A 15,409-nucleotide genomic window follows, 5' to 3' on the forward strand; every position below is an offset into this window, starting at 1 on the left:
GGTGACGCGTGACCACCGCGACCCGCCAGGAGGACCCCCGTGCCCGCTGACCGCCGCCCCCGCCGCGCCACCACCCCGGCCGATCCCGCCCGCGACGCCCCCGGGCCCGGCGCGGCGCTGCTCTGCGCCGACGACGCGCTCGCGGCAGCCGTCCTGCGCCTGGCCGACGTCGCCGGGTGCGGCGTCCTGCGCGAGCCGGTCCCGCCCGGTGCGGGCGCCCGTGACGTGCCGCCGCTGCTCCTGGTCGGCACCGGCACCCCCGCGCAGCGGGTCGCCGACGCCCGGGCCCGCGGCGCCGCCGAGGTCGTCCTCGTCGGGTGCGCCCCCGTCGGCCCGGAGTGGTGGCGGCACGCCGCCGAGGTGGACGCCGACCACGCGGCGCTGCTGCCGGAGGCGGAGCCGTGGCTGCTGGACCGGCTGGTCGACGCGGCCGGTGGTCCCCGCCCCGCCGGCCGCGTCGTCGGCGTGGTGGGCGGCAGCGGTGGGGGCGGTGCCAGCGTCCTCGCGGCCGCCCTCGCCACGGCCTGCGCGGCCGCCGGGGACGTCCTGCTGCTGGACGCCGACCCGCTGTCCGGCGGCCTGGACCTGCTCGTGGGCGCCGACCAGGTGCCCGGGCTGCGCTGGGGGGACCTCGCCGGCGTCTCGGGGCGGCTGCGGCCCGACGTGCTGCGCTCGACGGTCAGGCTGGACGAGGGGCTGCACCTGCTGACCGGGGACCGGCGCACCGGGACGGGACCCTCGCCCGAGGCGCTCGCCGCGGTCCTGGGGGCCGCGCGCAGCGCGTTCACCACCACCGTCGTCGACCTGCCGCGCGGTCGTCTGGAGCACCTGGGGCCCGAGGTCCTGCGCGCCTGCTGCGAGGTCCTGGTCGTCGCCCCGGCGACCACCCGTGCCGCGGCCGCCGCCTGCTGCACGGTCGACGAGGTCCGCCGGCTGGCCGGTGCAGCGGCTCCCGACGTGCGCCTGGTCCTGCGCGACGTCGGTTCCGGTGCGGACGCGGAGGTCCTGGCCGACGTCGTGGGGGCGCCGCTGGCCGCGTCGCTGCGCGCCGAGCGCGACCTCGAGGCGTCGCTCGAGCGCGGCGAGGGCCTGCCCACCGGGCGCCGCAGCGCGGTGCGGGCCTTCGCGGACCGCTGGGCGGCGGCCGCCGCACCGGCGTGGTGACGGGCCCGGTGGCGGGCCTGGTGACGGGGGCGGCGGGCGCTGCCGCCGGGGGCGACCTGGCCGACCGGGTGCGCAGCCGGCTGACGGGACCGGTGGAACCGGCCGCGGTGGCCGAGGCGGCCCGGGCGGAGGGGGTCGTGCTGGGTGCCGCGGCCCTGCTGCGCCTCGTCGACGACGTGCGGGCCCGGGTGACCGGCGCCGGGCCCCTGCAGCCGCTGCTCGCGCTGGAGGGCGTCACCGACGTGCTCGTCAACGGCGGTGGGCGCGTGTGGGTCGACGACGGCTCCGGCCTGCGGCCCGCAGGCGTCGAGGTGGGCGGCGAGGAGCGGGTGCGTGCCCTCGCGGTGCGGCTGGCCGCCGGCGCCGGGCGCCGGCTCGACGAGGCCAGCCCGTTCGTCGACGCACGCCTCGCCGACGGCACCCGGCTGCACGCCGTGCTGCCGCCCCTGGCGCCGGACGGCACCTGCATCAGCCTGCGCGTGCCCGCCCGGCGCCGCTGGCGGCTGGAGCAGCTCGCTGCCGCCGGCGCGGTCCCCGACGGCTGGCTCCCCGTGCTGCGCGCCGTCGTCGACGCCCGCCTGTCCGTGCTGGTCAGCGGCGGCACCGGCACGGGCAAGACGACGCTGCTGCAGGCGCTGCTCGGCGAGGTGGACCCCGGTGAGCGCGTCGTGCTGGTGGAGGACTCCGGCGAGCTGCGGCCCGACCACCCGCACGTGGTGCGGCTGGAGGCCCGCCACGACAACGTCGAGGGCCGCGGCGGCGTCGGCCTGGACGTCCTGGTCCGGCAGGCGCTGCGGATGCGCCCGGACCGCCTCGTGGTGGGCGAGTGCCGCGGTGCGGAGGTGCGCGACCTGCTGGCCGCGCTCAACACCGGCCACGCCGGCGGTGCGGGCACCGTGCACGCCAACACCGCGGCCGACGTCGTCCCGCGCCTGCACGCCCTCGCGGCGGCCGCCGGGTCGGCGCCCGAGGCCGTGGACGCGCAGCTGCTCGCGGGCGTGGACGCGGTCCTGCACGTCGCGCGGCGCGCCGGCCGGCGCGGGCTCGCCGAGGTCGCGCTCGTGCGGCCCACCGAGGCGGGGCGGGCCGGGGTGGTGGCGGCGCTGCAGCTGGAGGACGGCGGATCCACGCGGCACGGGCCGGGCTGGCCGGTGCTCGCCGCTCGGCTGGGGCTGACCGGCCCCGCCGGGAGGGGAGCGGCGTGAGCAGCGCCGTCGTGGTCGCCACCCTGGTCGCCGCCCTGGCCGGCGGTGCCGTCGCGCTCGGCGGTCGGCGGCCGCCGCGCCGCGACCACCCCACCGCCGCACCCGCGCGGGCCCGCCCCACCGGGCGCCGGCGCCGCCCGCCCCCCGACGCGGAGCTGCTCGACGGTGCCCGCCTCGCCGAGCGCGTCGCGGCGCTGCTGCGCGCGGGCCTGACCCCCGCGCAGGCCTGGCGGCACGCCGCCGGGGAGGGGCCGGGCGGTGCTGCCGGCGACGGGGCGGCGGCCCGCACCGGCCCCGGACCCGGCGCACCGCAGGGCGTGCGGGCCGTGTGGCGCCTCGTCGAGCGCACCGGTGCACCGGCCGCCGAGGCCCTGGAGCAGTGCGCCGCCGGGCTTCGGGCCGAGGCCGACACCCGCGCCGCTCTGCGCGCCGCGACCGCCGGCGCCCGGGTCAGCGCACGCACCGTCTCCCTGCTGCCGCTGGCCGGCCTCGCCCTGGGTGCCGCGCTCGGGGCGCCGCCGTGGGAGGCGCTGCTGGGCACCGGCGCCGGGCGGGCGTGCGCCGTCACCGGCGGCGCACTGCTGTTGGGGGGCCGCTGGTGGAGCGCGCACCTGGTGCGTGCCGCGACCGCGGCAGGCGGCTCGTGAACGCCCCGGCGGCCGGTGCCGCGGTCGTGCTGCTCCTCGCGACCGCGCTGCTGCTCGTGCGGGCCGGCCCCGCTCCGGTGCCGCCGCGCGGTGGGGCGCCCGCGGCCGCGCCGCCCCCCTCCCCGGAACGGGTGCGGGCGCTCGCCCGCCGGGTGCAGCGGCTCCGCCGCGCCCGGCGGGCCCGGCAGCCGCCCGGGCCGGACCTGGCGCAACTGCTGGAGCTCACCGCCGCCGCGGCGGCGGCGGGGCTGCCACCGGGCCGTGCCCTGCAGCGGGCCGTGGAGTCCCTGCCGGGCCCGGTCCCCGCGGAGCTGGCGCGGGTGTGCGCGCAGCTGGACGGGGGCGGCGACCCCGAGCGGGCCTGGGAGGGGGCCGACCCCCGGTGGCGCCCCCTGGCGGAGCCGCTGCTGCTGTCGGCGCGCACCGGCGCCTCCACCGCCTCCCTGCTGGTCTCGGCGGCGGCCCAGCACCGCGCCGAGCGCCGGCGCGCCGCGGCCGAGGCCGCCGCGCGCCTGGGGTCGCAGCTGGTGCTGCCGCTGGGGCTGTGCACCCTGCCGTCGTTCCTGCTGCTCGGCGTGGTGCCGGTCGTGCTGACCCTCGCCCGCGACGTCCTCACCGGGTGAGGCACCGCGCGGTCCGCACCCGCCGCGCCGTCCACACCCGCCGCCCCAGGGCCGGTCTCCACAGCCGCCGCCGGGCGGCGACCCTCGCGGTCGGCGGCGGCCCAGGGTGGTCCCGGGCCGGCGGGGTGCCGGTCCGGGACGGCCGGCCCGGTGCCGGCGGTGAGGAGGAACGGGTGGACGAGCGCGTGCGGGGCGGGCTGCGGGGCGGGCTGCGGGGGCGCGGGGGTGCGGGACGGCCGCGCCGGGACCGGGGACCGGAGGTCGTCGAGGCGCCGGTGGCCGCGGCGCGGGGGCGGGTGGCCGTGGCCGGGCACCGCACCGGCGACGAGGGGATGGCCACGGCCGAGTACGCGATGGCCACGCTCGCGGCGTGCGGCTTCGCGGGGCTGCTCATCGCGGTCCTGCGCAGCGACGAGGTGCGTGGGCTGCTGCTCGGCGTCGTCCGCCAGGCGCTGGCCCTCGGGTGACCGGGGTGCGGCCGCGCGGTCGGGCCCCCGCCCGGGCACGAGCACGGGACCGGACCCGGCTCCGGTCCCCCGAGCGCGAGGGCGGCTCCGTCGTCGCGGAGTTCGCCGTCGCCCTGCCGGCGGTCCTGCTCGTGCTCGCCCTCGTGCTGGGCGCCGCGCGGGTCGTGATCGCCCAGGTCGGCTGCGTGGACGCCGCCCGCTCCGGTGCCCGCGCGGCCGCGCGGGGCGAGGACGCGGCGGTGGTCCGCGCCGCCGCCGCGGCCGCGGCCCCCGCGGGCGCCTCCGTCGCCCTCCTGCGGGGCGACGGCACGGTCGAGGTCGAGGTGCGCTCGGTGCAGCGCCTCGCCGGGCCCCTGGGCGGTGAGGTGCTGGTCCGCTCCACGGCCACCGCCGCCGTCGAGGACCCCCCGGCCGCGGGCGGCGGGCCGCCCGCGGCTCCCCGGTGAGCGGGGGCCGCCGCGGCGACGACGGCAGCGGCAGCGTCCTGCTGCTGGGCGTCGTGGCCCTCGCCCTGGCGCTCGTCGTGGCCGTGTCGGGCCTGGGCGCGGCCGTCACGGCCCGGCACCGGGCGCAGGCTGCCGCCGACCTCGCGGCGCTCGCGGGGGCCGACGTCGTGCTCGGCCGCGCCGGCGGGGACGCGTGCGGACGGGCGGCGCGGGTCCTGCGCGCCCACGGCGCGCTCGGCGGGTGCACCCTCGAGGCCGGCGGCGCGGTGCGGGTGGAGGCCCGGGTGGCGGTGGGCGGTCCGCTGGCCGCGCTGCTGGCCGGCTCCCCGGCGCGGTCGGCGGCCCGCGCGGGAGCACCCGCGACCCCGGCTCCCCGGGACGGGGCGGGGGCGCCGTGAGCGGCCGCGGGTCAGGACGCGGGCGCGCCTCCCGCGTCCAGGGCCGCCACGACGGCGCCCAGCACGGCGACCGCCCCGGCCTTGTCCAGCGGTTCGTTGCCGTTGCCGCACTTGGGCGACTGCACGCACGCCGGGCAGCCGGCGGCGCACCGGCAGGCGTCGACCGCGTCGCGGGTGGCCCCCAGCCACTCCCGCAGCCGCTGGTGCCCGCGGTCGCTGAACCCCGCGCCGCCGGGCACCGCGTCGTGGACGAAGACGGTCGGCAGGCCGGTGTCCGGGTGGAGGGCCGTGGACAGGCCCCCCAGGTCCCAGCGGTCGCACGTCGCCAGCAGCGGCAGCAGGCCGATCGCGGCGTGCTCGGCGGCGTGCAGCGCGCCGGGCAGCCGTGCTCGCACGCCGCCCACGGCGTCCTCGGCCACCTCGTCCCGCAGCGACCACCACACCGCGCGGGTGCGCAACCGGCGCTCGGGCAGGTCCAGCGGTTCCTCGCCCAGCACCTGCCCCGTGCCGGCGCGGCGGCGCAGGAAGCCCGTCACCCGGCTGGTCGCCTCCACCACGCCGCGGCAGACGGTCAGCGGCCCGTGCGCGGCGCTCTCGTCCACGGCCAGCACGCGCACCTCGCTGCGGCTGCGGGCGTGCGTGGTGTGCTCGGGGGTCTCCGCGTGCACGAGGGCCACGCCACCGGTCAGGTCCAGCTCGTCCACGACGTAGCTGCGGCCCTGGTGCACGTGGACCGCGCCCGCGTGCACGGCCGAGTCCGCGGCGGACGCCTCCACGGTGCCCAGCACGCGCCCGGTGCCGGACTCCACGACCCGCACGGTGCCGCCGGCGCCGCGCAGGTCCGTCAGGTCGCTCGCCCGCTCGGGGCGCGTCCGGAACCAGCCCCGCGCGCGCCGGCGCAGCAGCCCGCGCGCCACCAGCAGGTCCAGCACGTCGCGGGCCGCCGGGCCGAACAGCTCCAGGTCCGCCTCGCTCAGCGGCAGCTCCTGCGCCGCGGCCGCCAGGTGCGGGGCCAGCACGTACGCGTTGGAGGGGTCCAGGACGGTCGCCTCCACGTCCACGCCGAACAGGGCCTCGGGGTGGTGGACCAGGTAGGTGTCCAGCGGGTCGTCACGGGGGACGAAGACCCCCAGCGCCGGCCGGCCGCGGCGCCCGGCCCGGCCCAGCTGCTGGCGGAAGGAGGCGCGGGTGCCGGGCCAGCCGGCGATCAGCACCGCGTCCAGGCCCGCCACGTCCACGCCCAGCTCCAGGGCGCGCGTGGAAGCCATGCCCAGCACGCGGCCCGAGCGCAGGCCCTCCTCCAGCTCGCGGCGCTCCTCCGGCAGGTAGCCGCCGCGGTACGCCAGCACCGCGGTCGCCAGGTGCGGGGCGTCCTCGAGCAGGCGCCGGCGCGCGCCCGCCGCCACGGACTCCGCGCCCGCGCGGCTGCGCACGAACGCCAGTGTCCGCACGCCCCGCGCGACCAGGCCCGCGAGCAGGTCGGCGGTCTCCGCGGTGGCGGTGCGCTGCTCGCCCCCCTCGGCCCGCTCCCCGCCGGGTTCCGCGGTCCCCCCGGCGGGCGCCCGGCGCCGGGGCGGCTCCCACAGCGCCACCGACACGGGGGGGCGGGCGGAGGTGTCCTCGGTGACGGCGTGGACCTCCACGCCCGTCAGGCGCCGCGCGGTGGTGGCGGGCTCGGCGACCGTCGCCGAGGCCAGCACGAACACCGGCTCGGCGCCGTAGCGGTCGGCCAGCCGCCGCAGCCGGCGCAGCACCGCCGCCGCGTGCGAGCCGAACACGCCGCGGTAGGTGTGGCACTCGTCGACCACCACGAAGCGCAGCCGGCGCAGGAAGGGGGCCCAGTGCTCGTGGCCGGGCAGCACCGAGCGGTGCAGCATGTCGACGTTGGTGAGCACCAGGGAGGCGTTGCGGCGCACCCAGCGGCGCAGCTCCGGCGGGGTGTCGCCGTCGTAGGTCGACGTCAGCGGCCGGTCCAGCCCCAGGGCGCGCAGCCGGGCGTCCTGGTCCGCGGCCAGCGCCTTCGTGGGCGCCAGGTACAGGGCGGTGGCGCCGCGGCCGGAGCCGTCGCCGGCAGGCCGGCGCAGCTCGGTCAGCAGCGGCAGCTGGAACGCCAGCGACTTGCCCGAGGCGGTGCCCGCGGCCAGCACCGTGGAGCGGCCCGCGTGCACCGCCTCGGCCGCCAGCACCTGGTGCCGCCAGGGGCGGCCGCCCGTGCCGCGCTCCAGCGCCGCCACGACCTCGGGGTCGGCCCACGCCGGCCAGTCCGCGCGCTCCCCGGCCCGCTCCGGCAGCACCTCCACGTGGCGCAGCCGGCCGTCGCGCCGGCCCTCCTCCAGCAGCCCCCGCCAGGCGGGCGCGGCCGTCCCGGGGGCCGGGCCGGGGGTCGGTGGGGGAGTCCGTCCCCCCGCCGGTGCCCGCGTCACCCCCCCAGTGTCGCCCCGTCGCGCGGTGACCCACCGCCCGCTGGGCGCGCCCCTCACTCAGCGCGATGGTTCAATGCTTCAGGGGCGTGTCGCCCGGCACGTTCGACGCCAGCAGCAGCGAGGAGGGGTCCTGTGGACCTGTCGGTGACCAGCCGTGAGGAGAGCGGCCGGACCGTCGTCGAGGTGTCCGGTGAGATCGACGTCTACACCGCACCGACCTTGCGCGAGCGGCTCAACGAGCTGGTCGGCGCCGGTCACCACCACCTGGTGGTCGACATGGAGGGCGTGGAGTTCCTGGACTCCACGGGGCTCGGTGTCCTGGTCGGCGGCCTCAAGCGGGTCCGTTCGCACGACGGTTCCCTGCACCTGGTCTGCCAGCGCGAGAAGATCCTGAAGGTCTTCCGCATCACCGGTCTGACGAAGGTGTTCCCGATCCACGACACGGTCGCCGAGGCCATCGCCGCGTCGGCTGCCGCCGACGAGGCCAACGCGACCTCCTGATCTCTCCCGTGCCCACCGTCGACCTGCGCTTCACCCCCCTGCCCGAGCACGTCCGCACCGCCCGGCTGGTGGCGGTGTCGGTGGCCCGGCGGGCGGGGTTCGGCGAGGAGCAGCTGGACGAGATCCGCATCGCCATCGGGGAGGCGTGCGCCCGCGCGGTGAGCGCCACCGAGGCCGCCGCGGGCCGCGCCGGCCTGGTGGACATGCGCTTGAGCGACGACGAGGACCGTCTGGACGTGACGGTCCTGCAGTGCGGGCAGGACGGTTCGCCGCTGCCCGAGGCGGTGGTGACCGCCACCGAGCAGGACCCGCTGTCCCTGGCCCTCATGACGGGGGCGGCCGGCGCGAGCGCCCCCGCCACCGCCCCGGGCGGGGTGCGGCTGACCTGGGTCCTCGAGCGGGACGGCGCGGCGGTGCAGCCGCTGGGCTGAGCGCGCGCCCGGGCGGGGGCCGGAGCCGGCCCCGCCCGAACACCCCGCCGCGATCGGGCGATGTGATCACCTAGGCACGGCCCGTGCTGAACTCCTACGCTGCGTGCACGTCGCTGCACGTCGAGGAGGACGCATGGGCACGTCCGAAGGTCTTTCCAGCACCGCGCAGGGCGTCGTCGGCGCCGTGGCGGTGATCGCGGCCGCCGCGCTCGCGGTGGCCTGGGTCTTCCGCCGGCAGGTGCTCGCCGCGGGCGAGGGCACCGAGCGGATGCGTGAGATCGCCGCCGCGATCCAGGCCGGCGCCGGCGCGTACCTGCGCCGGCAGTTCCGCACCCTGGCGTGGTTCGCGATCGCCGTGGTCCTCCTCCTGCTGGCCCTGCCCGCGGACGGCTGGGACCTGCGCGCGGCCCGCAGCGTCGCCTTCCTCGTGGGGGCGGTGTTCTCGGCGGCGATCGGCTACCTGGGCATGTCGCTGGCGGTGCGCGCGAACCTGCGCGTGGCGGCCGCGGCCCGCGAGGGCGCGGGCGGACGCGAGCGCGGCATGCGCCTGGCGTTCCGCACCGGCGGCGTCGTCGGGATGACCACCGTCGGGCTGGGCCTGCTGGGCGCCTCCGTGGCGGTGCTGGTGTACGAGGGCGACGCCCCCACGGTGCTGGAGGGCTTCGGGTTCGGTGCGGCGCTGCTGGCGATGTTCATGCGCGTCGGCGGCGGCATCTTCACCAAGGCCGCCGACGTCGGCGCCGACCTCGTCGGCAAGATCGAGCAGGGGATCCCCGAGGACGACCCGCGCAACCCCGCCACCATCGCCGACAACGTCGGTGACAACGTCGGCGACTGCGCGGGCATGGCGGCGGACCTGTTCGAGTCGTACGCGGTGACGATCGTCGCCGCGGTCATCCTGGGCAGCACCGCGATCGGCGAGGAGGGCCTGGTCCTGCCGCTGCTGGTTCCGGCCATCGGTGCGATCACCGCGGCGCTGGGCGTGGTGCTGGTGCGCGCCAAGCCGGGCACCTCGGGCCTGACGAGCATCCAGAACGGCTTCTACCTGTCGGCGGCCGTGGCGCTGGTGGGCACGGCGATCGCCTCCTTCGCGTACCTGCCGTCCACGTTCGACGGTTTCGCCGGGGCGGACGCGTCGGTGGTGGTGCTGGAGGGCGACCCGCGGCTGGTGGCGCTCAGCGCCGTGTTCCTGGGGATCCTGCTGGCCGTCCTCATCCTGTGGATCACCGGCTACTACACGGGTACCGAGTCGCGCCCCACGCGGGACGTGGCGGAGGCTTCGCTGACCGGTGCGGCGACGGTGGTGCTCAGCGGCATCGGCCTGGGCCTGCAGTCCGCCGTCTACACGACCCTCGTCATCGCCGGCGCGGTGTACTTCGCGTTCCTCCTGGCCGGGGGCGTCCTGGCGCTGGCGATGTTCCTCATCGCCCTGGCCGGGTGCGGGCTGCTGACCACGGTCGGGGTCATCGTGGCGATGGACACCTTCGGCCCGGTCAGCGACAACGCGCAGGGCATCGCGGAGATGAGCGGCGACGTCGACGAGGAGGGCGCCGCCGTCCTCACCGAGCTGGACGCGGTGGGCAACACCACGAAGGCCGTCACCAAGGGCATCGCCATCGCCACGGCGGTGCTGGCGGCGACCGCCCTGTTCGGCTCCTACCAGGAGGCGGTGACCAGCCGCATCGCCGAGGTCGCGGCGGGCATCGAGGCGCCCTCGCAGTACCTGCAGCGCACCATCGGCGACTTCTCCGTCTCCACGCCCACGACGCTGGTGGGGGTCCTGCTGGGGGCCGCGGTGGTGTTCCTGTTCTCCGGCCTGGCCGTGGACGCGGTGGGCCGCTCGGCCGGTGCGGTCGTGCTGGAGGTGCGGCGGCAGTTCGCCGATCACCCCGGGATCATGGCCGGCACCGAGAAGCCCGACCACGGCCGCGTGGTGGACATGTGCACGCGCGACGCGCTGCGCGAACTGGCCACGCCGGGCCTGCTGGCGGCGTTCGCGCCCATCGCGGTGGGCTTCGGGCTGGGCGTGGCGCCGCTGGCCGGTTTCCTGGGCGGCGCGATCGCGGCCGGTGTCCTCATGGCGGTGTTCCTGGCGAACTCCGGCGGGGCGTGGGACAACGCCAAGAAGCTCGTCGAGGACGGCCGGCACGGCGGCAAGGGTTCCGAGGCGCACGCCGCCACGGTCATCGGCGACACCGTCGGCGACCCGTTCAAGGACACGGCCGGCCCGTCGATCAACCCGCTCATCAAGGTGATGAACCTCGTCGCGCTGCTGGTGGCACCGGCGGTCGTGTCGCTGAGCCTGGGCGAGGGCGCGAACCCGTGGCTGCGCTACGGCATCGCCGCGGTCGCCACCGCCGTCGTCGTGGTGGCGGTGGTCGTCAGCCGGAACCGGAAGGTGGACCCGGCCGCCCCGGCGGGGGGCGTGGACGTGCGCGAGCAGCAGGGGCTGGACCTGGAGAAGTCGTGAGCGGTGGCACGATCGGGGCGTGAACCCCCTCGATCTGCTGACCGGCCTGCGCGAGGACCTCGCCGGTGCCGGCTACACCGTCGACGGCGTCGGCGAGCTCGTCGGGGACGTGGCCTCCGCGGCGCTGGACCGCGAGCAGCCGCTGCCGGCGCTGCGCGCCACGGAGGGCTCGCGGGAACCTGCGGCCGTGCTGCTGCGCTGCTGCACGCTGGGCCGCACCGTCACGCGCGGTGAGCTGGACGCGGCGCTGCCGCGCACGGGGACGGCGGGGGCGGTCGCGCTGGGCCTGGTCGCCGCGGCCGGCGAGGAGCCCGGCGACGAGGTGCGCCCGCTGGTGGACCTGCGCCCCTACGAGGTCGACGACGCCGCGGGTGCGGCGTCGTGGTGGCTGGTCAGCGACCTCGGCGAGCTGGCCACGGGGCAGGCGCTGCGCTCGGACCACGTGCTGGGCGTGGGCGGGGCGTCGCTGACGCTGGCGTCGGCGACGGTGCGCACCCCGGTGGACCGGGTGCTGGACGTGGGCACCGGCTGCGGGATCCAGGCCCTGCACGCCTCCCGGCACGCCCGGCGGGTGGTCGCCACGGACACCTCCGAGCGGGCCCTGGACCTGGCGGCCGTCAACGCCGCCCTCAACGGCGTGCGCCTGGACCTGCGGGCCGGCTCGCTACTGGAACCGGTCGCCGGCGGTGAGCGCTTCGACCTGGTGGTGTCCAACCCGCCGTTCGTCATCACCCCGCGCCGCCCGGGGGTGCCGCAGTACGAGTACCGCGACGGCGGGATGCCGGGCGACTCGCTGGTGGCGCGACTGGTGCGCGAGGTCGGCGGGGTGCTGGCGCCCGGCGGGGTGGCGCAGCTCCTGGGCAACTGGGAGCTGCGCGACGGCGAGCACTGGTCGCAGCGCCTGGAGTCGTGGCTGGCCGGCACCGGCCTGGACGCCTGGGTGGTGCAGCGCGAGGTGGCGGACCCCGCGCTGTACGCCGAGACGTGGATCCGCGACGGCGGGCAGAAGCCGGGGCCGGTCTTCGACGAGCTGTACGCGGCGTGGCTGGACGACTTCGCCGCGCGCGGCGTCACCGGGGTGGGCTTCGGCGTGGTGACGCTGCGCCTGCCGGCGCGCGGGGGTGCGCCGCTGCGCCGCTTCGAGGAGGTGCTGTCCACCCTGAGCGACCCGCTGGGCGGGGTGCTCGCCGCCGGCCTGGCCGCGCACGACCGCCTGTCGGCGCTGGACGACGAGGCGCTGGCCGGCACGGCGCTGCGGGTGGCGCCGGACGTCACCGACGAGCGCTACCACGCGCCCGGCGACCCGGACCCGCGCGTGGTGCTGCTGCGCCAGGGCGGTGGCCTGCGCCGCGCGGTGCAGGCCGACGGGGACCTGGCCGGCCTGGTGGGGGCCTGCGACGGGGAGCTGACGGTCGGGCAGATCGCCGCCGGGCTGGCGGTGCTGCTGGAGGAGGACGCGGCCGGGCTGCGCGCCCGGCTGCTGCCGCGCGTGCGCCGCCTGGTCGAGGACGGCCTGCTCCTGCTGCCCTGACCCTCCCGGGCGGGCGGGGCGGGCCGAGGGGTCCACAGGTGGCGCGGACGCGCCGGTTGCACGCCCTCCCGCCGCCCGTGACACATTGAAGGTGCCCCGCGTGCGACAGTGCGGGGCGGGCGCGCGCCGGCCGAGGGCCGGGCGGGTGCGCCCCGGCGGTCGCAGACCGCGACGAGAGCAACCGTGGAGAGGCAGGGCCAGTGGCGGGGAAGTCGAAGGCGGCGGCGGGGGCCGGGGACGGTCTGCGTCGCCTGGTGATCGTCGAGTCGCCCAGCAAGATCGACAAGATCTCGACGTACCTCGGCCCCGGCTACCAGGTGGAGGCCAGCTACGGCCACATCCGCGACCTGCCCCAGCCGTCGCAGCTGCCCGAGGACGTCAAGAAGGGCCCCTTCGGCAAGTTCGCCGTCGACGTCGAGCACGGCTTCGAGCCGTACTACGTCGTCGACGACGACAAGAAGAAGAAGGTCAACGAGCTCAAGCGCGCCCTGAAGGAGGCCGACGAGCTCATCCTCGCCACCGACCGCGACCGCGAGGGCGAGGCCATCGCCTGGCACCTGGTGCAGGCCCTGGAACCGCGCGTGCCCTACCGGCGGATGGTCTTCGGCGAGATCACCCGCGAGGCGATCCAGCAGGCCGCGCAGGACCTGCGCGACATCGACGACCGCCTCGTCGACGCGCAGGAGACCCGCCGCATCCTGGACCGCCTGTACGGCTACGAGCTGTCGCCGGTGCTGTGGCGCAAGGTGCGCGCCGGGCTGTCCGCCGGGCGCGTGCAGTCCGTGGCCACCCGCCTGTGCGTGGAGCGCGAGCGCGAGCGCATGGCGTTCCGCGCCGCCGGCTACGCCGACGTCACCGGCGACTTCGCCCCGGCCGGCGAGAACGCCTTCGGCGCGCGGCTGGTGGCCCTCGACGGCCGTCGTGTCGCCACCGGCCGCGACTTCGACGACTCCGGGCAGCTCAAGCCCGCCGCGGTGCGCGACGGCGTCGCGCACCTGGACGTGGCCGCCGCCGAGGGGCTCGTGCGGGCCCTGGAGGGCGCCGCGTTCTCGGTCCGCTCGGTCGAGGAGAAGCCCTACAGCCGCCGGCCGGCGGCGCCGTTCATCACCTCCACGCTGCAGCAGGAGGCCTCCCGCAAGCTGCGCCTGAACGCCCGGCAGGCGATGCGCGTGGCGCAGGGCCTGTACGAGCGCGGCTACATCACCTACATGCGCACCGACTCGATCCAGCTGTCGGCGCAGGCGCTGTCGGCGGCGCGCTCGCAGGCGCGCGAGCTGTACGGGCCGGAGTACGTGCCCGACAGCCCGCGCGCGTACGCCTCCAAGTCGAAGAACGCCCAGGAGGGCCACGAGGCGATCCGCCCCGCGGGGGAGGTCTTCCGCACCCCCGCGCAGGTCTCCGGCGAGCTGCGCGGCGACGACTTCCGCATGTACGACCTCATCTGGAAGCGGACCGTCGCCTCCCAGATGCAGGACGCGCGCGGCACCACGGCCACCGTGCGGGTGGGGGCCGCGGCCGCCGACGGCCGCGACGCCGAGTTCTCCGCGTCGGGCACGATCATCACGTTCCGCGGGTTCCTCGCCGCCTACGAGGAGGGCCGCGACGAGTCCCGCGACGCCGACGCCGACGCCACCGACCGCCGCCTGCCGCCGGTGAGCGCGGGGCAGGCGCTGGCCGCGAGCGGCCTGGCCGCCGACGCGCACGTGACGTCCCCGCCGCCGCGCTACACCGAGGCGAGCCTGGTGAAGACGCTGGAGGAGAAGGGGATCGGGCGCCCCTCCACGTTCGCCTCGATCATCTCCACGATCGTGGACCGCGGGTACGTGCGCTACAAGGGTTCCGCGCTCGTGCCCACGTGGCTGGCGTTCGCCGTGACGCGGCTGCTGGAGGAGCACTTCCCCAAGCTCGTCGACTACGACTTCACCGCCTCCATGGAGAACGACCTCGACGCCATCAGCCGCGGCGAGGCGGAGCGCGTGGACTGGCTGACGCGCTTCTACTTCGGTGCCGACGGCCCGGCCGGCCCGGGCGGGGTGCCCGGCACCGGCGGTGCGCCCGACGGCGACGGCTCCGACGGCGACGGCTCGCACGGTCCCGACGGTTCGGCGGTGCCGGCGATGGAGGGCATCAAGGGCCTGGCCGACGACCTCGGCAAGATCGACGCCCGCGAGATCTCCACCGTCCCCATCGGCGAGGGCGTCGTGCTGCGGGTGGGCCGCTACGGCCCCTACCTGGAGGGCCCGGACGCCGAGACCGGTGAGCTGCTCAAGGCGTCGGTGCCCGACGACGTGGCGCCCGACGAGATGACGGTCGAGAAGGCGCGCGAGCTGCTCACCTCCCAGTCCGACGGCGACCGCGTGCTCGGCCAGGACCCGGCGACCGGCCGCACGGTCGTTGCCCGCACCGGCCGGTACGGGCCCTACGTCACCGAGCTGATCGAGGACGACGCGCCCGCAGCGCCGGCAGCGCCGGAGGGCGCCCCGAAGAAGCGCGCCGCGAAGAAGGCCGCCAAGGCCAAGCCGCGCACCAGCTCGCTGTTCAAGGACATGTCCGTGGAGACGGTCACCCTCGAGCAGGCCCTGCAGCTGCTGTCCCTGCCGCGCGTGGTGGGCACCGACCCGGAGTCCGGCGACGAGATCACCGCGCAGAACGGCCGGTACGGGCCCTACCTGAAGAAGGGCACCGACTCGCGCTCGCTGGCGGCCGAGGAGCAGCTGCTGACGATCACGCTGGAGGAGGCGCTGGCGGTCTACGCCCAGCCCAAGACGCGGCGCGGGCAGGTCGCCAAGCCGCCGCTGAAGGAGCTCGGCGCGGACCCGGAGTCGGGTCAGCCGATGGTCGTCAAGGACGGCCGCTTCGGCCCGTACGTCACCGACGGGACGACCAACGCGACCCTGCGCAAGGACGACGACCCGGAGACCATCACGCCCGAGCGCGGTGCCGAGCTGCTGGCCGAGAAGCGCGCCAAGGGCCCGGCGCCGAAGAAGACCGCGGCGAAGAAGACGGCCGCCAAGAAGACCGCGGCGAAGAAGACGGCCGCCAAGAAGACCGCGGCGAAGGCGTCGGCGGCCACCGCCGACTGACCCGGCCGACTGACCCGGCG

13 protein-coding genes are annotated in these 15,409 nt (G+C 77.9%); 12 read left to right on the forward strand and 1 reads right to left on the reverse strand.

Annotated elements, in window-relative coordinates:
- Positions 1-39: 39 nt before the first annotated feature.
- The 7 genes from ssd (at position 40) to ACRYR8_RS12140 (ending at position 4,950) form a co-directional block, all read left to right on the forward strand.
- On the forward strand, positions 40-1,164 hold the full coding sequence (ssd, locus tag ACRYR8_RS12110; protein ID WP_432484391.1) for a septum site-determining protein Ssd: 1,125 nt from the start codon (positions 40-42) through the stop codon (positions 1,162-1,164).
- A gap of 8 nt (positions 1,165-1,172) precedes the next feature.
- Complete coding sequence (locus ACRYR8_RS12115; RefSeq protein ID WP_432484782.1) at positions 1,173-2,369, forward strand: TadA family conjugal transfer-associated ATPase; 1,197 nt, start codon at positions 1,173-1,175, stop codon at positions 2,367-2,369.
- Positions 2,366-3,016 carry a hypothetical protein gene (locus ACRYR8_RS12120; RefSeq protein ID WP_432484393.1) on the forward strand — a complete coding sequence of 217 codons (651 nt, stop codon included), beginning with the start codon at positions 2,366-2,368 and terminating at the stop codon, positions 3,014-3,016. The genes ACRYR8_RS12115 and ACRYR8_RS12120 overlap by 4 nt, the downstream gene beginning before the upstream one ends.
- Positions 3,013-3,639: a type II secretion system F family protein gene (locus ACRYR8_RS12125; RefSeq protein WP_432484394.1), complete on the forward strand. Its 627-nt coding sequence runs from the start codon at positions 3,013-3,015 to the stop codon at positions 3,637-3,639. The genes ACRYR8_RS12120 and ACRYR8_RS12125 overlap by 4 nt, the downstream gene beginning before the upstream one ends.
- A 173-nt stretch (positions 3,640-3,812) precedes the next feature.
- Positions 3,813-4,106: a DUF4244 domain-containing protein gene (locus ACRYR8_RS12130; RefSeq protein ID WP_432484395.1), complete on the forward strand. Its 294-nt coding sequence runs from the start codon at positions 3,813-3,815 to the stop codon at positions 4,104-4,106.
- Positions 4,107-4,111: 5 nt separating this feature from the next.
- The gene (locus ACRYR8_RS12135) at positions 4,112-4,552 is read left to right on the forward strand and encodes a TadE family type IV pilus minor pilin (RefSeq protein ID WP_432484397.1); all 441 of its coding nucleotides are present in this window, start codon (positions 4,112-4,114) and stop codon (positions 4,550-4,552) included.
- Positions 4,549-4,950 carry an Rv3654c family TadE-like protein gene (locus ACRYR8_RS12140; RefSeq protein ID WP_432484399.1) on the forward strand — a complete coding sequence of 134 codons (402 nt, stop codon included), beginning with the start codon at positions 4,549-4,551 and terminating at the stop codon, positions 4,948-4,950. The genes ACRYR8_RS12135 and ACRYR8_RS12140 overlap by 4 nt, the downstream gene beginning before the upstream one ends.
- A gap of 11 nt (positions 4,951-4,961) precedes the next feature.
- Here the strand turns inward: ACRYR8_RS12140 and ACRYR8_RS12145 are convergent, their stop codons facing one another.
- Positions 4,962-7,373: a DNA 3'-5' helicase SftH gene (locus ACRYR8_RS12145; protein WP_432484400.1), complete on the reverse strand. Its 2,412-nt coding sequence runs from the start codon at positions 7,371-7,373 to the stop codon at positions 4,962-4,964.
- Positions 7,374-7,505: 132 nt separating this feature from the next.
- On the opposite strand from ACRYR8_RS12145, the gene ACRYR8_RS12150 reads away from it, so the two are divergent.
- The 5 genes from ACRYR8_RS12150 (at position 7,506) to topA (ending at position 15,389) form a co-directional block, all read left to right on the forward strand.
- Complete coding sequence (locus tag ACRYR8_RS12150) at positions 7,506-7,874, forward strand: STAS domain-containing protein (protein ID WP_242128081.1); 369 nt, start codon at positions 7,506-7,508, stop codon at positions 7,872-7,874.
- Positions 7,875-7,882: 8 nt separating this feature from the next.
- On the forward strand, positions 7,883-8,305 hold the full coding sequence (locus tag ACRYR8_RS12155) for an ATP-binding protein (protein ID WP_432484401.1): 423 nt from the start codon (positions 7,883-7,885) through the stop codon (positions 8,303-8,305).
- Between the two features lie 133 nt (positions 8,306-8,438).
- On the forward strand, positions 8,439-10,775 hold the full coding sequence (locus tag ACRYR8_RS12160) for a sodium-translocating pyrophosphatase (protein ID WP_432484402.1): 2,337 nt from the start codon (positions 8,439-8,441) through the stop codon (positions 10,773-10,775).
- A gap of 19 nt (positions 10,776-10,794) precedes the next feature.
- Positions 10,795-12,306 (forward strand): DUF7059 domain-containing protein, encoded by a 1,512-nt coding sequence (locus ACRYR8_RS12165; protein WP_432484403.1) that lies wholly within the window; start codon positions 10,795-10,797, stop codon positions 12,304-12,306.
- A 200-nt stretch (positions 12,307-12,506) separates the two neighbouring features.
- The gene (topA, locus tag ACRYR8_RS12170; protein ID WP_432484404.1) at positions 12,507-15,389 is read left to right on the forward strand and encodes a type I DNA topoisomerase; all 2,883 of its coding nucleotides are present in this window, start codon (positions 12,507-12,509) and stop codon (positions 15,387-15,389) included.
- The last annotated feature ends 20 nt before the right edge of the window (positions 15,390-15,409 follow it).

It is taken from the genome of Kineococcus esterisolvens (genome assembly GCF_050871405.1).
Lineage (GTDB): Bacteria > Actinomycetota > Actinomycetes > Actinomycetales > Kineococcaceae > Kineococcus.